The sequence below is a fragment of the Aurantibacillus circumpalustris genome (genome assembly GCF_029625215.1).
GTDB lineage: Bacteria > Bacteroidota > Bacteroidia > B-17B0 > Aurantibacillaceae > Aurantibacillus > Aurantibacillus circumpalustris.
This window is the reverse complement of the sequence record NZ_CP121197.1, coordinates 1,472,466-1,491,920: the sequence shown is the minus strand read 5'-3', so window position 1 is coordinate 1,491,920 and position 19,455 is coordinate 1,472,466. Positions and strand designations below refer to the sequence as shown.

The 19,455-nt window shown below is 35.5% G+C and carries 14 protein-coding genes; 8 read left to right on the top strand and 6 right to left on the bottom strand.

What is annotated here, in order from left to right; all coding sequences use genetic code 11:
- Window positions 1-65: 65 nt before the first annotated feature.
- Entirely contained in the window at window positions 66-2,297 is a 2,232-nt protein-coding gene (purL, locus tag P2086_RS06250) for a phosphoribosylformylglycinamidine synthase subunit PurL (protein ID WP_317899585.1), read from the bottom strand.
- A 201-nt stretch (window positions 2,298-2,498) separates the two neighbouring features.
- On the opposite strand from purL, the gene P2086_RS06245 reads away from it, so the two are divergent.
- On the top strand, window positions 2,499-7,010 hold the full coding sequence (locus tag P2086_RS06245; protein ID WP_317899584.1) for a hypothetical protein: 4,512 nt from the start codon (window positions 2,499-2,501) through the stop codon (window positions 7,008-7,010).
- Window positions 7,011-7,020: 10 nt separating this feature from the next.
- Window positions 7,021-8,424 (top strand): hypothetical protein, encoded by a 1,404-nt coding sequence (locus P2086_RS06240; protein ID WP_317899583.1) that lies wholly within the window; start codon window positions 7,021-7,023, stop codon window positions 8,422-8,424.
- A gap of 30 nt (window positions 8,425-8,454) precedes the next feature.
- On the opposite strand, the gene P2086_RS06235 is transcribed toward P2086_RS06240, so the two are convergent.
- Genes P2086_RS06235 through P2086_RS06225 form a run of 3 tightly spaced genes read right to left on the bottom strand, consistent with a single transcriptional unit; the run spans window position 8,455 to window position 10,552 of the window.
- Entirely contained in the window at window positions 8,455-8,916 is a 462-nt protein-coding gene (locus tag P2086_RS06235; protein ID WP_317899582.1) for an LEA type 2 family protein, read from the bottom strand.
- A gap of 2 nt (window positions 8,917-8,918) precedes the next feature.
- Window positions 8,919-9,155, bottom strand: coding sequence for a CBU_0592 family membrane protein (locus tag P2086_RS06230; protein WP_317899581.1), 237 nt, complete (start codon window positions 9,153-9,155; stop codon window positions 8,919-8,921).
- Window positions 9,155-10,552, bottom strand: a complete 1,398-nt coding sequence (locus P2086_RS06225) for a dipeptidase (protein ID WP_317899580.1) — start codon at window positions 10,550-10,552, stop codon at window positions 9,155-9,157. Before P2086_RS06225 ends, P2086_RS06230 begins: the two co-directional genes overlap by 1 nt.
- Window positions 10,553-10,664: 112 nt before the next feature.
- On the opposite strand from P2086_RS06225, the gene P2086_RS06220 reads away from it, so the two are divergent.
- Genes P2086_RS06220 through P2086_RS06210 form a run of 3 tightly spaced genes read left to right on the top strand, consistent with a single transcriptional unit; the run spans window position 10,665 to window position 12,917 of the window.
- The gene (locus P2086_RS06220) at window positions 10,665-11,939 is read left to right on the top strand and encodes a sialidase family protein (RefSeq protein WP_317899579.1); all 1,275 of its coding nucleotides are present in this window, start codon (window positions 10,665-10,667) and stop codon (window positions 11,937-11,939) included.
- Window positions 11,940-11,941: 2 nt separating this feature from the next.
- Window positions 11,942-12,538, top strand: a complete 597-nt coding sequence (locus P2086_RS06215; RefSeq protein ID WP_317899578.1) for a T9SS type A sorting domain-containing protein — start codon at window positions 11,942-11,944, stop codon at window positions 12,536-12,538.
- Between the two features lies 1 nt (window position 12,539).
- Window positions 12,540-12,917 carry an RNA-binding S4 domain-containing protein gene (locus tag P2086_RS06210; RefSeq protein ID WP_317899577.1) on the top strand — a complete coding sequence of 126 codons (378 nt, stop codon included), beginning with the start codon at window positions 12,540-12,542 and terminating at the stop codon, window positions 12,915-12,917.
- Between the two features lie 133 nt (window positions 12,918-13,050).
- On the opposite strand, the gene P2086_RS06205 is transcribed toward P2086_RS06210, so the two are convergent.
- On the bottom strand, window positions 13,051-15,552 hold the full coding sequence (locus P2086_RS06205; protein WP_317899576.1) for a PAS domain S-box protein: 2,502 nt from the start codon (window positions 15,550-15,552) through the stop codon (window positions 13,051-13,053).
- A 385-nt stretch (window positions 15,553-15,937) separates the two neighbouring features.
- Between P2086_RS06205 and P2086_RS06200 the strand changes: the two genes are divergently transcribed.
- Together P2086_RS06200 and P2086_RS06195 are read left to right on the top strand one after the other, a co-directional pair.
- Window positions 15,938-16,342 carry a phage tail-like protein gene (locus P2086_RS06200; RefSeq protein WP_317899575.1) on the top strand — a complete coding sequence of 135 codons (405 nt, stop codon included), beginning with the start codon at window positions 15,938-15,940 and terminating at the stop codon, window positions 16,340-16,342.
- Between the two features lie 286 nt (window positions 16,343-16,628).
- Window positions 16,629-17,237, top strand: coding sequence for a hypothetical protein (locus P2086_RS06195; protein WP_317899574.1), 609 nt, complete (start codon window positions 16,629-16,631; stop codon window positions 17,235-17,237).
- 41 nt (window positions 17,238-17,278) lie between these two features.
- Here the strand turns inward: P2086_RS06195 and P2086_RS06190 are convergent, their stop codons facing one another.
- Complete coding sequence (locus P2086_RS06190; RefSeq protein WP_317899573.1) at window positions 17,279-18,364, bottom strand: FAD-binding oxidoreductase; 1,086 nt, start codon at window positions 18,362-18,364, stop codon at window positions 17,279-17,281.
- A 140-nt stretch (window positions 18,365-18,504) separates the two neighbouring features.
- On the opposite strand from P2086_RS06190, the gene paaA reads away from it, so the two are divergent.
- Complete coding sequence (gene paaA / locus P2086_RS06185) at window positions 18,505-19,449, top strand: 1,2-phenylacetyl-CoA epoxidase subunit PaaA (protein ID WP_317899572.1); 945 nt, start codon at window positions 18,505-18,507, stop codon at window positions 19,447-19,449.
- The last annotated feature ends 6 nt before the right edge of the window (window positions 19,450-19,455 follow it).

Sequence of the window (19,455 nt, the reverse complement as noted above, 5' to 3'; positions counted from 1 at the left end):
AACCTTCAGAATCTTTCTTCACTGAAGAGACCTGAAGGTTTAGAATAAAAAATAAGAAATTTTGTTTAGCTCAAATACCCTTCAATGCTTGTGTCGAAAGATTTTTTATAATCGTTTATTGAACCATAATTCGTTCCATCTACTATAACAGAACTTCCTTTTACACTTCCCAGTTTTTTAAATACTACGTTTTGTTTTTTTAATTCGGCTTCCACAGCTTCTGTTTTATTTCCAGAAACACTTACTACCACACGACTTTGTGCTTCGCCAAATAAAAATGCATCTTTTCTTACAGAAGAATCAGAAGAAATTTCGAAGCCTAAATTATTTACCATGCTGCTTTCTAAAAGCGTCATAAATAATCCACCATCACTCAAATCGTGTGCAGAATTAATGGATTTAGAACGAATTAAAGAAGTGATCGTGTGTTGAACTTTATATTCCGTTTCCAAATCAAAATAAGGAGCCGGCGTGTTTTTTACTTTATGAAAACTGTATAAATATTCTGAAGAAGAAATATCATTTTTACTTTCCCCAATCAAATAAATTGCATCACCTTCGTTTTTAAAATCTAAAGTCATTCTATGCGTTTTGTCTTCTACAATACCTATCATACCAATGGTAGGTGTTGGAAACACAGGTCCTTCATAACTTGACTGATTGTAAAAACTCACATTACCACCTGTTACCGGCGTTTCAAATTTTAAACAAGCTTTGCTCATTCCTTTAATAGAACCAACAAATTGCCAATACACTTCTGGATTGTAAGGATTTCCAAAATTTAAACAATTGGTTACTGCGCTTGGAATACCACCGCTACACACAATGTTACGCGCTGCTTCGCTCACCGCAATAGCGCAACCTGTTTCAGGATCAGCATTCACATAACGTGAATTACAATCCACCGTCATGGCTAAAGCTTTTTTACTTCCTTTTAAATTTACAATAGCGGCATCGCTCGGAGCGTTAGTACTCATGTTAACAGTACCTACCATGCTATCGTATTGATTATACACCCAACGCTTACTTGCAAGGTTTGGATGTTTCGCCAAATGCTCCATTACAGGTTTTAAATCTTTTGGTTCTGCAACAGAATCAATTTTGAATTTTTTTGACTCAGCAAAATAAGCAGGTTCTTTGTAATCACGCTTGTAAATAGGTGCGCCCCCTCCTAACACAAGAACGTCTGCGGGAACATCCGCAACAAGTTCATCGTGCATGTAATATTTTAAACGGTCGCCTTCAGTTACTTCACCAATTTGCTCACAATTTAAATCCCATTTATCAAATACTTTTTTCACAAGATCTTCTTTTCCTTTTTCTACAACCACTAACATACGTTCCTGTGATTCTGATAAAAGAATTTCGAAAGGATGCATGCCAGCCTGACGGGTAGGAACTTTGTGTAACCAAATATTCATACCGTGTTCGCCTTTAGCACTCATTTCGGAAGTAGAACAGGTAATTCCTGCTGCTCCCATATCTTGCATGCCAATTACAGCACCAGTTTTAATTACTTCTAAAGTTGCTTCTAATAATAATTTTTCCTGAAATGGATCACCAACTTGCACAGAAGGTAAATCATTAGCTGAGTCTTCTGTAAGATCCTTACTTGCAAAGGCAGCTCCTGCTATGCCATCTTTTCCGGTAGAAGAACCAACGATAAACACGGGATTTCCAACACCATAAGATGTAGCGCTTACTGTTTCTCCTGTTTTTACAATACCAACACTCATTGCGTTTACCAATGGATTCACATTGTAACACTCATCAAAAAAAACTTCGCCACCAACAGTAGGAATACCAAAAGCATTACCATAATCACCAATCCCTTTTACAACACCTTTAATTAACCATTGTGTTTTTGGAGAATTAATATCACCAAAACGTAAAGAGTTTAATTGAGCAATAGGACGAGCGCCCATCGTAAAAATATCACGGTTTATGCCACCAACACCCGTTGCAGCACCTTGATAGGGCTCTAGTGCACTTGGGTGATTGTGCGATTCTATTTTAAAACAACAAGCTAAACCATCACCAATGTCTACTAATCCAGCATTTTCTTCACCTGCCTCTGCCAACATGTGTGGACCTTTTTTAGGCAATGTTTTTAACCAGGTAATAGAGTTTTTGTAAGAACAATGCTCGCTCCACATTACCGAAAAAATAGAAACCTCTGTAAAATTAGGTGTACGACCTAAAATTGTTTTAATACGTTCAAATTCTTCTGGTAAAAGTCCCAGGTTTTTCGCTGCTTCCAGGTCGGCTAACTGCTCTGAATAGTTTAATGTTGACATAACTAAAAATTAATGCGCAAAGATATTGTTTTTAAGAGCTTTCTTAGGCGTTTTTATCAAAGTTTTGGCTGATTTTTTGACAAAAAACAAATTATGGCATTTATTGGTCGAAATATTAAAGGAAATTGTAAATAATCCCGATTTAAGGCTTAAAAACTTATATTCATTTTTTATATTTGGTTGGTAAGATAATCAGCAGCTATGTCGTTTTCCTCCTTAAAAATCATTTTTGTTATTTTCTGTATAGGTGTTTTTTCATTCGGAAAAGCCCAAAAAATTACGCAATTTTCAACCGATACGGCTAGATTCACCAAAGATCTAAATCAGTATTTTCAGGATAATTCAGCCAATAAAGAACTGGCAGCTGATTACATGCGCAACTTCGAAAAACTTTGGAAAGAAAATGTGGTTGCCGGATATTATAAGGAAATAATCATGGAAACGTCGAATGCGATGCTTAACAAACGCATGAAACCATACCCCTATTTTCAGAGTTATCTTAATACGGTTGTAAACGCCATTCAAGCAAATCAAGGTGTGGAGCATTTTGAAAACTGGCAGGTTTGTGTAGACAAAATCCTTAAGGGTAAATCATTAAGAGGTGCGCAAGATTTTTTTGAAGTGAGCGAAAATATTTTCAAAGACAATACTTTTTACAAGACACCTTCATACAGGTATTACAGTATTGAACCAAATTATAAATTCGTTTACGATTCAATACCCGTTATAATTTTTGACGAAATTACTATGATTGGCGCTAACCCACGCGGAGATAGTATCGCCATAGAAGAAACGGGTGGTACGTATTACCCTACCAACGGCAAATTTGTTGGCAGAGGCGGCAAGGTAAGTTGGGCAAAAGCAGGTCTTGAAAGCGATGTGTACGCCGCATTAAAACGTTTTACGATTGATTGCAAAGTTGGAAATTATATCAGCGACAGTGCGACTTTTAATGGCAAGCAATATTTCGATCAACCTCAATTAGGAAAAATTACAGACCGCATTATTACCGAAAATGGCGAGCCTACATACCCTCGTTTTGATTCTTACAGTAAACGTTTAACAGTTAAAGACATTTACCCGGACGTGGATTACGAAGGTGGATTTGGTATGCGGGGCGGAAAATTTATTGGATCAGGAAATGGTTCCAATATGGCTAAAATTATTTTTAAGAATGAAAACGTAAAATTTTTGGAAGTAAGTGCTCGTGCCTTTGGTATGAGTAAAGAAAAAATTGCGGCGAATCCTGCTGTTATTAAATTTTTTCTTGGAAAAGATACCATCTACCACCCTGGCTTGAGTTTCACCTATCAGATGGAAAAACGACTGGTTACAATTTTACGTGGTGATGACGGTCTTCAAAAAACACCTTTTCTCAACACATTTCATAAATACGACATGTATTTTGAACAAATTACCTGGAACATAGACGAGCCCCTGTTAGCGTTTAATTTTCTTCCAAATAACTTTCAGGGCGAAGCGTATTTTGAGTCGTCTGATTTTTATAACCGCAACAAAGCTGAGGACATAAAAATGGGAGAGAGAATTAGTCCCATTACCCGGATGATTGAATTTTACAATGCAAACGGTAAGCCTGCGAGTTTTACGGTGGTAGATTTTGCCAAATACATTAAATATTTAGCGAATGATCTTCGTCCAATAATTTTTAAAATGGCTACCAGTGGGCTTATCTATTATAATCCTGAAAACGATTTGATTAGCACGCGTCAACGTTTGTTTGATTACGCTGATAATGCGAAGCATAAACACGATTATGATATCATCACATTACACTCGGTGAATCCTGGCAAGGATAATGCTACCATGAATTTATTAAATTACGATCTAACGGTTCATGGTGTTAAGCAGGTACTTTTGAGTGATACGCAAAAAGTTTTTATTTTTCCAAGACATGGCGAAGTGACCTTAAAAAAGAATCGCCGTGTCGATTTCAGTGGTACAGTGGCGTCGGGAAAGTTCGAATTCGTCGGCAAAGATTTCATCTTTGATTATGAGCAATTTAAAATCGACATGAAGACAATCGATTCCATAAAAATATATGTGGAAGCGTTTGAGCCGGATATAAATGGAAACATTCCGTTTAAAAAAGTGCAGACTTTAATTGAAAACGTAAATGGTGAGTTGCGTATTGATGCTCCAAAAAATAAAAGTGGATATGGCAAGGCTCCTACGTTTCCGAGCTTTCAGAGCTTTAAAGAAAGTTATGCTTTTTACGATAAGCGTCAAATTTTTAAAGGAGTATACAATCGCGATAAATTTTATTTCAAGCTCGATCCGTTTAGTATCGATAGTTTAGATAATTTTCGAAATGAAGGAATGCGCTTCGAAGGTACTTTTGCTTCAGCGGGTATTTTCCCCGATTTTAAAGAAATACTTGGCTTGCAAAAAGATTATTCTCTTGGTTTTATACGACAGACACCAGCAGGGGGATATCCTATTTATAAGGGAAAAGCTAATTTCGACCAGGAAATTCGTTTAAGCAATAAGGGCCTAAGAGGTGGTGGAGATTTTAAATTTAGTTCCAGTTTATCAAAAGTTCCCGACCTCATATTTTTTCCCGACAGTGCAAATGGTTACGCAACTACCTATGACGTAAAACAAGGCGATAATCCTGAATTTCCTGTCGTTCACGGTGACACTGTGCGATTACATTTTATGCCCTACGAAGATCTTCTGCAGTCATTTAATACCAAGAGCCCTTTCTTAGCATACAAAGAAAAAGTTGAATTTAGAGGTAGATATGATTTAACATTTAAGGATCTTGTTGGCGATGGAAGAGTGGATTTTGAAAAGGCGAACCTGTTTTCCAGAAATATTTTATTTGTAAAGCGGCGAATATTCAGTGATACCGCTAGCTTCCGACTCAAAGCCTTTGAAGAAGAGGGATTCACTTTTAGTACTGTAAACGTAAACGCCAAAATAGATTTTGATCAGCGAATTGGTGAATTCGTAACAAATGGTGAAGGGTCGTATGTGAAATTTGATAAGAACCAATACATCGCGTTTATGGATCGTTTTAAATGGTTTATGGATGCCGAAGATATAGAACTTGGAGATACACAGAAAAAAATGGTAACCGATTCTTCGGAGGCAGGGCTTGATTTGGAAGGACCTGAATTTATTAGTATTCATCCAAAACAAGATTCTCTTCGTTTTTTTGCTCCCGGTGCGAAATATAATCTCCGTAAATTTATTATTCGGTGTGTAAATGTGCCCTTTATTAATGTAGCAGATGCAAGAATTTTCCCTAAAAATGGCGACGTCACTATTTTTAAAAATGCAGTAATGGATACACTTAGAAAATCTTCTATTCTTGCAAATACAGTAACAAAATTTCACAACATCCGAAACACCACGGCGAGTATATATGGTCGAAGAGATTATTTGGCCTCTGGTGAATATCAATATTTAGATGAGAATGATAAGCCTTATCTCATCTTATTTAAAACAATTAAACCAGACGAGTCGGGCCAAACCATTTCTGAAGGTGAAATTCCGGAATCTGAAAATTTTAATTTCAATGACTATTTTAGTTTTGCAGGTAAGGTATATTTGCAAGCCACACAGGAGTTCTTAACCTTTGATGGTGGAACACGAATTGTACACAATTGTAACAAAATTGGTAAATCTTATTTAAAATTTACCGGTGAAATAAATCCAAAAGAAATTTTAATTCCAATTCCTAAAAAGGCTCTCGACATGCGTGGCGCAGCTGTTGGAACGGGCTTGTTTTTTAATCCCGATTCAAACAAGGTGTTTACCTCCTTTCTTTCTTTGCAAGGATCGAGGAGTAGTCGTGACGTTATCGAAGCAGAAGGACTTTTAACCTACGACAAAGAAAATCTTCAATACGAAATTTCTAATAAAGAAAAATTAGAAGAGATGAGTTTACCCGGTAACTATGTTAGTTTAAACACGTCCAATTGCATTGTAAAATCAGAAGGTAGATATAATATAAGTACAGATTTGGGGCAAATTAAGTTAACCAGCGTTGGAAATGCAGTTTATAACGCTGTTAACGACAGTATCAATTTTAATCTCATGATGGTTTTCGATTTCTTTTTTGAAGGAAGCCTTCTTAAAAAAATGGCAAAGGATTTAGAGATTTATCTCGGCTCTCTTAATCCAACTCCATTTGAGGGAGATTTATTTAATCATGGTTTAATTGAAATACTTGGAAAGGAACGCGGAGACAGAGCTCTATCAGAACTTAATTTATATGGTAATTACAAACGTTTTCCTGATGAATTTGAGAAAAGTATTGTATTGAGCGATGTAAAAATGACCTTTAACGACAAGCTGCGAGCTTATGTTTCAGTAGGCCCTGTGGGATTAGGAAATATTTTAAAAACAGAAATTTTCCGCTACTTTGGGGGACAATCTATTGTGCAAATAAAAAAACAAAGAGGTGGTGATGTTTTGGATATATATCTCGAAGCAGATGGAAACACCTGGTACTACTTTACATTTTCACGTGGAAAGATGCTGTCTGTGAGTAGCAATCCTGATTTTAATAATGCTATGAACGAGTTAAAAGGCAAAAGCAAAAAAATGAATATCGAACGAGGACCTTCTTATTCATTTGATGGAACTACAAAAAAGAAAGCAATAGACTTTGTAAGTAAAATGAAACGCGCCGGTGTTTATGGTGGGGACGAGGTTGGTGGAGAAACGAAAGATGACGACGAATAAGCATTTAAGAATGAAAGTACATTGTATTATATTTGTTTTTCTAATCTCAAGTATTAAAAATTTTTCTCAAGAACCGCAGTTTGATATAAAATTTTCGGAGCCGCTGGCAGTTTTTATTTATGTACAACAACTTTCGGAAACACATCCTGATAACCCCTTTAAGAAGGATTTTTCAGCTTCCTTATACAATCGTGATAAATATAAACGACTGCTTGCTCAGTTCGATACCTTAAGGATAGACTATGTGTACGAATTCGAAGGTTTTCCTTACGGATCAAAGATGCCTGGCTTTACTATTGCACTATTAAAGAAGTGTTTAATGAATAGTGCCAACCTTAAGGTATTTAAAACCGCTGCTGTAGGCATTATTCCGAATTCAACTTTACATCATCTTACCACAATTTTATATGAGTTTCAATTTATATATAGGGAGTTGGTATATCAACCTAATAAAGTAAAATTCGAAAAGCAACTTCATGAAATCGTAACATTCGCTAAAACAAAAAAGCTTGATTCGTATTTTAATAAAGGATTAACGTTTTATAGATCATATTGGGATGATTCTTTTCCGTTCGAGATTGCTTTTTATCCTTATCCAAGTTCGAGTGGATTTACTGCTGAGGCATTTTGCAACAATGCAATAAGCGCTCTTTCAACGGATACGAAAGATTACACCACAGTATTAAGCGTTATGTTGCATGAAATATTCCATATTTTATACGATGAACAACCTGTAATTATTAAAAAAAATATTTCGAAATGGTTTGCCAACAACCGTTCAAAATACAGCGCTTATGCCTATTTGTTATTCAATGAAGCGCTGGCAACTTCACTCGGTAATGGTTACGTTTATGAATCGTTAAGCGGTAAAAGAGATGAAGGTGATTGGTACGACAGAAAATACATTAACCAAATGGCGAAAAAAATTTACCCTATGTTGGTGGATTATATCAATCAAAAGAAAGGAATTGATGAAGGTTTTATAAATATTTACATAAAATTTTATGAGGAAAACTTTTCTGAATGGCTTGAAGAAATGGATAATCTAATGTGTTACAGATATGTAATTTCTGATAACGCTAGTGACTTTGGTATTTTTTCGAAACAGTATCCATATTGCTCAATATCACAATCGGAGGATGAGGTAAGTGAAGTATCAATAAACAGAATGAAAGAGAAACCGATTACTAAAGTGATTATTGTCTCAAAAGAGAATCAGGATAAACTAACTATTATTAAAAAGAATTTTGTAGAGCTAAAGGATTGGAAGTTTAAGGCTAAACAGGATTTCTTTTTCTCTGTGTTTCTTGAAGATAAAACACAATTGATTGTGGTTAATGCTGTAAAAAAGACAAGCGAGGAATTGATTAGTGGAAGAGTAACTTTGCCACCACCGAATATTGATAAAAAATAGAAATAAACCCTTCAATTTTTCAATATCTGATTAGTTCAACTTTACCTTTTCCGAAATTTTAATAGGAATTTTTTTCTTAAAATGAAACTTACCCACTTTTAAATTACCCCTTACTTCGATCGTGTTTTTAAACATAGCACCACTTAATAGTTTCATAACATCTGGAAGATTCGCTCCTTTAAAATCATTCTTTAAGTTAAAACTATAAACCTCTTCTTCGTTGGCACTTATATGTACGCGCTTGGTCAATTTAGCCTTACCTAGATAAACCCCGCTGTAATTAACGTCAAATGCACTTTTGTAAATTGAAAATCCAAAATTGTTTGGGTTTTTAATGCCAATCATAATATCTCCATCAATTCCCTCAGTACTTATTTTATTTACTTTAAAACCTTTTACGCCTGTAGTCTGTATTTCTTTATAGTCTCTGCAGTTTGTGAAAAGCAGAAGTGAAACAGCCAATAAAGTAAGAAGATGAAAACGCGAAAACATGTTTATTTTTTTAAAGTACGAATAAGCATTATAAGTGATGAAACAGTCCACACAGCTTCTAAAATTACAAAAGGCCAAAAAGCAATCATATAACTGGAAACACCTGCAAGTGCCGCGCCAATAATATTCATTAACAAATACGGAACAGACGCAGCGTTCAATTTATTAGCAAGATTAAGTGCAAATGCAATGAGTAAAATACTCACTCCAAAAGTCCCGACAATTTCTCCCGGTGTCATTATTTACCAGACTGCTCCGAAAAGTACTTATAAAACAAAGGAATAGTTTCAATGCCTTTGTAATAATTAAATAGGCCGTAATGTTCGTTTGGTGAGTGCAAGGCATCAGAGTCTAAACCAAAACCAAACAGAATGCTATCTAATCCCAATTCTTTCTTAAACAGGGCAACAATAGGAATACTGCCGCCTCCGCGCGTTGGGATAGGTTTTTTACCATATGTTTCTTGCATGGCTTTGCTCGCAGCTTTAAATCCAATACTTTCTGTACTCACAACAACAGGCTCTCCGCCATGATGCGCTGTAACTTTCACCTTCACCGATTTTGGAGCAGTTTTTTCAAAATGTTTTTGAAACAATTCACTTATTTTATGTGAACCTTGATTTGGAACAAGACGCATACTTATTTTTGCGCTCGCTTTTGATGGCAGAACTGTTTTTGCACCTTCACCTGTATAGCCTCCCCAGATGCCATTTACATCCAAAGTTGGACGAATGCCAGTTCTTTCATTAGTGCTAAAATCTTTTTCACCGCGTTCTTCGGCAATTCCTAAATCTTTTTTAAAGTCATTCAAATCAAAAGGTGCCTTTGCCATTTCGGCACGCTCTTCTTTACTTAGTTCCATCACGTCATCGTAGAATCCAGGAATGGTAATGTGATTGTTTTCATCGTGACAATCCGCGATCATTTTGCATAAAATATTTATTGGATTAGCAACTGCACCGCCATATACACCGCTGTGTAAATCACGATTTGGTCCGGTCACTTCAACTTCCATATACGCTAAACCTCTCAAACCTGCATCAATACTAGGTGTATCGTTTGCAATGATGGATGTATCAGAAATTAAAATAATATCCCCTTTTAAACGATTTTTATTTTCAATAATCCATGGGCCAAGACTTGGTGATCCAACTTCCTCTTCTCCTTCGATCATAAATTTCACATTACAAGGTAAAGTGTTTGATTTCATCATGAATTCAAAAGCCTTCACGTGCATATACATCTGCCCTTTATCATCACACGCCCCACGTGCAAAAATAGCACCGTCAGGATGAGCGGCTGTTTTTTTAATTATCGGTTCAAATGGAGGAGAATCCCATAACTCTATAGGATCTGCGGGTTGTACGTCATAATGACCATATACAATAACGGTTGGTTTTTTTTGATCGATTATTTTTTCGGCATACACAACCGGATTTCCTTTGGTTGTGCAAAGTTCTACTTTATCAGCACCAGCTTCAATTAATCGTTGTTTAACAGCTTCAGCTGTTTTCATCACATCAGGTTTGTATTTACTGTCAGCGCTTATTGAGGGAATTTTTAGAAGATCAATGAGTTCATTTAATAAACGATCTTTGTTCTGATCTAAATAATTAGTGATAAGAGACTTTTCCATATATTTTTTTTAAGTCCTTAAAGTTATGATTTTATGAACGAATACAAAATGAATAATTGACTTTTGTCGCTTGCATATATGAGTTGTATTTCTAAATTTGTGTTAATCTGACATGAAAAAAAGTTTTTATTTCTCACTCTTGATATTTTTGTTTTTAAAACACCAGGCGCAATTTCAAGCCGTTCTTACTGAAGGTGATTTTATTCCGGCATCAACTAAAATGTCTATTGATGAAAAAAACACAAAACATAAAGACGCCCCACACGTATATTTTGATAACACACGAAATTTGTGGCACGCAACCTGGACCCAATTCGACTCCTACAAAAGCAAAAGAAAAGAGGACTTGTCTGTTGTATATTACGCAAGATCAATTGAAGGTAAAACATGGACAAGCCCAAAACAATTAAATTCAACTTTCGGCGATTGTTCAGATGACGATAATACTCTTAAGGGGCCCATGCCAAGCGTGGGCAGTGGTGGAGAAATTTATGTTACATGGATAGGCCCAAAAGGCTTAATGTTTCAATGCTCCCGAGATAGTGGCACAACCTGGTTAAAGGAAGAAAAAATTATTAATCCTGTTAAAGGAGGATGGGCATCTAAAGTAGATGAAATTAAAACGAATGGCCTACCTTTTATTACCTGTGATAATTCTAACGGAGAATTCAAAGGCAGGGTGTACATTACTTGGAGTGATGAAAAAAACGGCGAGAAAAACAAAGATGTGTTCTTAGTTTATAGCGATGATAGTGGAGAGCATTGGACAGAGCCTATTTTAGTTAGTTACAGGCCTAATCACAAAGAACAATTTATGCCCAGCATAAAGGTCGATAGTCTGACAGGATATGTTTATATTTTATATTTCGACAAACAAAATTTCTATTCAGGAAAGGAAACCGATCTTACTCTTGCGTTAAGTAAAAACGGCGGTTTAAAATTTGATTATTTTAAGATCAATGAACATCCTTTTTTGTTTAATGCAAATTTTCATGAAATAATTGATAACAATGGTATTCGGGTAAGATGGGTGCAAGCGGTTGAATCAAACCGTTTTGATTTGTATGAAGTTCTTGTGAACGATAGTAGTATCGGACATTATTATCTCAGTGAAGAAAGCAAAGAAATGGAGATTGAACGTTCGTTCAAATTTGCGGATAAGATAACTTTAGATTTTACAGTAAAACAAAATGCGTTTATCACTGCTGTGATAACAAAGCCGCTAGAACCTGGTTTTGAAAAATTGGTTGTAAAGGAGAAACGTGTTTTTGAAGGCAAAAACTCTATGAGTATTGACATGAAACTAAACGGATTGAAAAAAGGAAATTATGTCTTAACTTTATATTATAACAGCCGGAATACTTTTGTCTGGATTAATGAAGAATAAACATGCGTTTACTCGTTCTATTTCTTTTTTTATTAAACGTAGTTTCAGCGCAACGCATTCAAGCTTTTAATGTATTCGAAAATGACGGTTCGGTTGTATTAAAATTTTCTGTAAAACCAGGCCCAACGTGTTTTGGTTTCTCGGTATTGCACAGTACAGATTCTCTCATTTATGTTGAGGTAGGTTCAGATCCTGCTATTTGCGGAGTCTCTACACTTGTTGAGGATAAAAATTACGTGCATCTTAAACCGAGTCTCAACACAGTAAATTATTATAAAGTTCGCTTAGAGCCTTCCATTGAAACTTCTGCAGTGAGAAAAATTTTTGTTGATTATAACGATGGAACATTAAAAATGTCAGCTTATCCAAATCCATTTTATTTAGAAGATGTTGTAAGTCTTAAATTATTTGGAGTAAACAATGTTCAACTAAAGGGTTTTCTCTATAATTATTATGGAGATCCGGTGAAAGCTATCGAAGTATCTCCCGTTCAAAATAGAGCTGCGATTTCCACGTCTGAACTTGTTAATGGAGCTTACCTTGTCTGGCTAACAAACGGTTTAAAAACATTCACTTGTAAAATCATTATTTTAAGATAAGATGGAAGTGCGTGCAGATACTTATTTATGGGCCATTAGAATGTATAAATCGAGAACACTTGCCTCTGAAGCAATTAAGGGAGGGAAAGTAAAATTAGATGACCAAAATTTAAAACCCTCGCATGTTGTAAAAGTTGGAGAACGTTATACGATGAGTATTGGTTACGATAAAAAAATTATTGAAGTTACTGCGCTAATCGAGAAAAGACAGAGTTTTGAAATTGCGCAACAACATTATACAGATCACACTCCACCAGCTGAAAAAAAAGGGGACGTGCTCCCTTCAGCGTTTTTTAAAGTAAATGTTAAACGTGAAAGAGGTTCTGGCAGGCCCACCAAAAAAGACCGTCGTGACATTGATGACTTTGGGAATGGCTAAAAATTTAAAGGTTATTCAACAGTTCTGTTATTTCGAAAGTGGTTATTTATATAGACAATTTTGAGTTGATGCTATTTTTAAGTCAAATTAATTAGCATTAACAAATTCAAGTTCCAGAAGACAATACGTATAGCTATGGCTGGTATTCATAGAGAGGTCTAATATCCTCTTCATCTGAACTTAAATTAAATTCAAATTGTAAACCATAAATTACCTTTTTCAGAGTAATACATAAAAAGGTAACATTTTGTTTAAGCTCTTTAGAATATATTCCAGCCTTACTATCGTCCTCAATTTCTCTAATGGCTAATTTAAGCCTGTCAATATTAAAATTCTCTATGCTAGGCTTAATTTGATGAGAAATTTCGTAAACCTTTTTAAGGTCTTTGTCGACGAGAGCTTCTGTTATTTGTTTAACTGAACTTTTACTTTGTTTAATAAATAAATTAACAAGCGTTTTCATATAGTTATCATCACCATCGCTTAATTGTCTGAGTTCACTTATGTTATATAATTTTTTAGTTTGCGAAGTATTTACGACATAGTCTGATTCTTCTAAAGGTTTATTAATGTTTTTATAAATCGAATCCATTAGAAATTTTTCTTCGAAAGGTTTTGTGATATAATCGTTCATTCCTATTTTAAGACAAAAATCACTTTCTGATTTAAATGCATTAGCGCTTAATGCTATTATAGGAGTGGTTAATTTTAATTTTGTTCTTATTAACTTAGTAGCTTCAATGCCGTCCATTACTGGCATTTGTACATCCATAAGAACAATATCATATTGATCTTTTTTTAGTTTTTCAATAGCTTCTAATCCATTTACAGCTGTTGATACAATACAATTATTTCTGTTTAGTGTTTTTGTTGCAACAAACCTGTTAAACTCATTATCCTCAGTTAACAGAACTTTTATTGGTTTTTTGGTAAAAGTCTTTTTTGGGTTTAATTCAGAGATTTTTGACGAATCACCTACTAATAATGCTAATTTAATTAACACGGTTGTGCCAACACCCTTGGTGCTATCTATTGTAATATCTCCCTGCATAAGTTGAATAAGTTCTCTCGTAATTGCCATGCCAAGGCCAGTACCACCATGTATGCGGGCAGTTGTAGCATCTTCCTGTGAGAATTTATTAAATATGTTTTTCTGATAGTCCTTGCTCATGCCAACACCAGTGTCTGTAACAGAAATAAGCAACATTTGCTCTGAAGACGTTTCCCTCTCAACTTCACATTTTAATGATATACCCCCGTGCTCAGTAAATTTTATGGCATTTCCCAGAATATTAATTAGTATTTGTCTTAATCGGGTAGCATCTCCCCGAAGCACTTTTTTAAGATCCTTCGAAAAACTTGTTTTTAAATGCAAATTTTTATCCGCCGCAGAATTTTTCATCATTTCTGTTGCGCTATATAAAAGTGCTTCTATCTCAAAGTCCGTTTCCTGTAACTTAAATTCTCCCGCTTCTATTTTAGAGATATCCAGTATGTTATTAAGAATCGATAATAAATGCTGTGAAGCAATTGACGTGTTTCGAACATAAACGTTTTGAACTTCAGTTAGATTTTCAAAAGAAAGTTCTCTAATCATACCGATAATAGCATTGAGTGGCGTTCTTATTTCGTGGCTCATGTTTGCTAGAAAAACTTCTTTGGCCTTTGACGATTCTTCGGCTTTTTGTTTAGCAGCCTTCAATTCTTGCTCCAACCTTTTCCTTTCTGTAATATCCAGATGAATTCCAACAGAGCCGATTAATTTTCCAGAATCATCATAGTTAGGCGCTCCACTTACTAACCACCAGCGGTCGAAACCTTTTTTGTTTTTTATTTCAATTTCGTAACTATCAGAAAGACCACTCGATCGTTGTTGGGTTTTATTTTTTAATAAAGATTTACTGCTTTCACACACAAGAATGTCAACAATGTTTTTTCCGATCAACTCTTGTCTTGTATAACCAGATAAATCGCAAAAACCCTGGTTGCAATGTTGAATAACTTCATTCAGATCAACCTCCACCAATCCCATATTTACATTGGCAATAATGTTTCGGTATTTTTCTTCTCGCAATAAAATAGTTTTTTCAGATGCTTTTCTCTCAGTAATATCAATAGCAAGTGCTGTCAACTCAAAATCGCTATCGCCTAGCTCTGTATATTGAACACTTTGCCCAATCCATTTTTCAAGACCTGTTTTGGTAACAATTGGAAACTCCAAGTAAGTGGTCGATTTTTTGAAACGAGTCTGCCTCCCATAAATGGAATTTGCCATTTTTCTGTAATCTTCGCGAATGAGTTCTAAAAAATGTGTATTCAAAAGTTCGTCTTCTGAAAATTCGGTTATTCTCTCAGCTACAGGGTTAACGAACGTAAAGTAACCATCCCGATTTGTTTTGTATATGATGTCAGCTGATTTTTCAAGAATACTCTTATATTTTTCCTCACTTTTTTCGAGTTCAAAAATAGTTTGTTGTTTTGAAACAAAGTCACCCTCGCGCGGCGTTTTGTCCGAATGCAAAGTCTCATACGTACCGTTAATGGAATTGATAAATTGCTTTAGTTCGGGGTTTGATTCGCTCCCATGAGGTAAAAATTCCTTAATTTGTTTTTCGAGTAGGTTATGAAGTAACATGGTATATTTATTTATTTGACAGTATCTGTCAATGGTTTATACTACAAATGTATCACACAAGAGAACGTGAAAACAGTCAATTCTCTTTAAAGCAAACACGTGTAAGATTTTTAGTGGATTTGTATAAAAAACACACAGTAGTAATTATGAATAAACAGAAAATCTGTAAGCTGAGTATACACGCCTGCGCAAGATCTATTTTTTAAAACTACAACAATCTTTATCCTACGTTATAAATAAGTATAAGTCTTCCACGTTTTCAACTACTATTTACGTTATGGCGTTAAAACTTACATGTGCAGGGCTCATGCATCAACTAAATTTACTTGCATACCATTTCTGGATAAGTTTGCACCGTTCTTTTATAAATCAAAAATCAAACAAGATGAAACAGTTAATCACCATCATAAGTTTTCTGGTTATTACGCTAAGTCCGCTCTATGGACAAGTAAAAATCGGAGACAATCCGAATAACATTGATGTAAATTCAATGCTGGAATTAGAAAGCACTAATAAAGGATTTTTGCGTCCAAGAGTAGCACTAGTCAGTGTAAATTCCGCCACTCCGTTAACCGCACCAGTACCACCAGACATGCTAGTGTACAGTAGTGGTGGATCGGTAAGCGACGGACATTATTCGTGGAGCGGAACAGAGTGGGTAGGATTTAGCACAACAAATACGGTAAGAAATAATTTTGTCCCTGTCAAATCTGCTTCCGATCTGCCGGCTCCCTCAGGAGGGGTTATAAGTAATTCTAAATATACCCGAGGAAAATTAATTGTTGAATAAAAAATCCATTTAAGATATAAGCACGTAATGCATTTCCACATTTTCGACAGTAAGATGTGTATAACGCTGTAAAATAAATTTTCAAAATTAAATTCTTTTAGAGTACCGACATTTATGCCAAACCTTTCGTTTATGTAAAGAAGTGTTGATGAAATATATCTGAATGTTTCAGTTTTGCAGGCAAGAGAATTCTTGTACACTCGAAGTAAAAACTAGAACAAGATCTTCTTAAAGTTTAAGACTCGCATAATTTTTTCTAAATTCGTAATGCCTATAATAAATGATCATGAAAAAAAATATTCGATTTCTACTATTTTCAGCAGGAATGGTTTGCTTGTTTATTTTTTCTTGTAAGAAAAAAGAGACAGAACAACCTCAATCTAACAGCACGACTACTGCGGGAACAACCACAGGGGGAACAACCACAGGGGGAACAACAACCGGCGGAACAACAACTGGTGGAACAACAACTGGTGGAACAACTTCGGGCTCGTCCGCATTTACAAAAGTACGAGTAACAGGCTTCCAGATCGCTGAATTGGAGGACTTAGAGCCGCCTCTCGGCTGGGATGCTAATGACGGTCCCGATGTTTTTTATATAATTTATAAAGACGAGACCAACGACAAAATTGCAATCAACGGTATCTCGGATATCCGTAATAACGTTGTGGAAAAGAACCTGCCACTCATATTTACATTCCCAAGTCCACATGTGATTAACAATTTAGACGACTATTTTCATCTTAGCATCTACGATTATGATGGAAGTACTGATGAATTTATTACAGGATCAAGCTTCCGTTTCAAAGGAAGTGATTATGCTAATTATCCTACTACTGTAGAAAAAAACTATGTAAAATGCAAACTAAAGATATATATTCAATGGTTTAATTAATGAAACTGCGCTTGGCTTGGGAAAATTAAAATAGCCTGCTCTTAAGCATCATAATCTATTACCACATTTTCGGTAATTGGATGTGCTTGGCAAGTTAGTATAAATCCTTCTTCTACTTCTTGATCAGTTAAAGCAAAGTTGGCAGTCATTTTTACAGCACCTTCTAAAACTTTTGCGCGGCAGGTACAGCAAACAGCACCTTTACAACTGAATGGAGCGTCAACGCCTGCTTCAATTGCTGCTTCAAGAATCGAAATACTGCTTGTTTCTAAATCAAAATCAGTTTCTATACCGTACTGAATGACTTTTATTTTAGCATTTACATTTCCGCCAGTGGCTACTTCTGCTTTATTCACCGCTTCAATTACAGCAGTAAAATATTCAATGTGTATTTTTTCTTTTGGAATTTTTAAAGCTTCTAAAGTAGTTTTAGCATTTTCCATCATAGGGCCTGGACCGCAGATAAAATATTCATCTGCATTTACGCCGCCAAAATTTTCAATTAAAGCTTTTGCTTTATCAGTAGTTATTATTCCGGTTTGTAAATCTGAAATTTTTTGCTGAGGCTGGTCGTATACGTAAACAATTTTCAAATTTGAATTGTTTTCTGCAATTGAATCAAGTTCTTTTTTAAAAATCGTACTCTCTTCATTTCTATTAGCGTAAATTAAAGTAATTGTACTTTGTTTTTCTACATACAAAACACTTTTTAAAATACTCATCATTGGAGTAATTCCACTACCGCCAGCAATTAGGACATACTTCTTTGACTTTGAACCCGATAAAATAGTATGAAAATTACCCATTGGGGTCATTACTTCCATGGAGTCCCCCACTTTTAGTTCGCGATTTATATAGGTGGAAGCAAGGCCACCGTCCACTTCTTTAATCGCCACACGTAATTCTTTTTCACTAAAAGGACTAGAACAAAGACTGTAAGAGCGTCTCACGTCTTCACCCTTAATTTTTAGTTTAAGGGTAACGTATTGTCCTTGTTTAAATTGATACTCGGGCTGCTGCTGCGGTGGAATCTCAAATGATATAGAAACTGCATCAGCTGTTTCGCGACGAATATCTTTTACTTTTAATGTGTGAAAACGTGCCATAATTCTGTAACTAGTCTGCAAAAATAACCGTTTTGAGCCTATAAAAAAATTAATATTAAATTAAGTGAATTACTGATTTTTCTCATGGAATAATTGGCTCTTTTCTTGATTTAACAGGCTATAAATCCTATCTTTGTTAGAATAATTAAATCATATTTCTCATGAGTGTTGTTAATTTTGAAGATTTATTTGAGTCCAAACTGGCAAAAAATGAAATGATCGAACCAAAGGATTGGATGCCTGAGAACTATCGCAAACATTTAATTCGCCAGATTTCGCAACATGCGCATAGCGAAATTGTTGGAATGTTGCCGGAAGGAAATTGGATTTCACGCGCACCCAGTCTGCGTGCTAAATTGGTTTTAATGGCAAAAGTGCAGGATGAAGGCGGTCACGGTTTATATCTCTACACCGCCGCTGAATCTCTTGGTACAAGTCGTGATGAAATGCTCGATGCATTACTTACAGGAAAAGCAAAATATTCGTCTATTTTTAATTACCCTACTTTAACATGGGCAGATGTGGGCGCTGTGGGCTGGTTAGTGGATGGCGCTGCCATCATGAATCAGGTGATGCTTCAGCGTTCTTCGTATGGACCATACAGCCGTGCAATGGTGCGAATTTGTAAAGAAGAAAGTTTTCACCAACGTCAGGGATATGAAATTATGACGCATTTGGCCTTTGGTACACAAGGCCAAAAAGAAATGGCACAAGATGCTCTAAATCGTTGGTGGTTTCCAACATTAATGATGTTTGGCCCACCTGATCGTGAAAGTCCAAATAGTGAAAATGCAATAAAATGGCGTATCAAGCGCGAAACAAATGATCAATTACGTCAACGTTTCGTAAATCAAACGGTTATACAAGCAGAATATTTAGGATTAACCATTCCTGATAAAAATCTAAAGTGGAACGAAGAGCGTAAAGAGTACGATTTCAGCGAACCAGATTGGGCAGAGTTTAAAAATGTGATTAAAGGAAATGGTCCTTGTAACAAAGAACGCATGACTTCCCGTAACAAGTCGCACAAAGAAGGAGAGTGGGTAAGAGCAGCTGCTGCTGCATATGGCAAAAAACAAATGAAACAAGCTCAGGAGGCTGCATAATTTTCA

Coding starts and splice junctions, on each gene's coding strand:
- P2086_RS06195 (WP_317899574.1), top strand. CDS start 16,629: ATGAAAAAAAATATTCGATTTCTACTATTTTCAGCAGGAATGGTTTGC.
- P2086_RS06210 (WP_317899577.1), top strand. CDS start 12,540: ATGGAAGTGCGTGCAGATACTTATTTATGGGCCATTAGAATGTATAAA.
- P2086_RS06215 (WP_317899578.1), top strand. CDS start 11,942: ATGCGTTTACTCGTTCTATTTCTTTTTTTATTAAACGTAGTTTCAGCG.
- P2086_RS06235 (WP_317899582.1), bottom strand. CDS start 8,916: ATGTTTTCGCGTTTTCATCTTCTTACTTTATTGGCTGTTTCACTTCTG.
- P2086_RS06230 (WP_317899581.1), bottom strand. CDS start 9,155: ATGACACCGGGAGAAATTGTCGGGACTTTTGGAGTGAGTATTTTACTC.
- P2086_RS06225 (WP_317899580.1), bottom strand. CDS start 10,552: ATGGAAAAGTCTCTTATCACTAATTATTTAGATCAGAACAAAGATCGT.
- purL (WP_317899585.1), bottom strand. CDS start 2,297: ATGTCAACATTAAACTATTCAGAGCAGTTAGCCGACCTGGAAGCAGCG.
- P2086_RS06205 (WP_317899576.1), bottom strand. CDS start 15,552: ATGTTACTTCATAACCTACTCGAAAAACAAATTAAGGAATTTTTACCT.
- P2086_RS06245 (WP_317899584.1), top strand. CDS start 2,499: ATGTCGTTTTCCTCCTTAAAAATCATTTTTGTTATTTTCTGTATAGGT.
- P2086_RS06200 (WP_317899575.1), top strand. CDS start 15,938: ATGAAACAGTTAATCACCATCATAAGTTTTCTGGTTATTACGCTAAGT.
- paaA (WP_317899572.1), top strand. CDS start 18,505: ATGAGTGTTGTTAATTTTGAAGATTTATTTGAGTCCAAACTGGCAAAA.
- P2086_RS06240 (WP_317899583.1), top strand. CDS start 7,021: ATGAAAGTACATTGTATTATATTTGTTTTTCTAATCTCAAGTATTAAA.
- P2086_RS06220 (WP_317899579.1), top strand. CDS start 10,665: ATGAAAAAAAGTTTTTATTTCTCACTCTTGATATTTTTGTTTTTAAAA.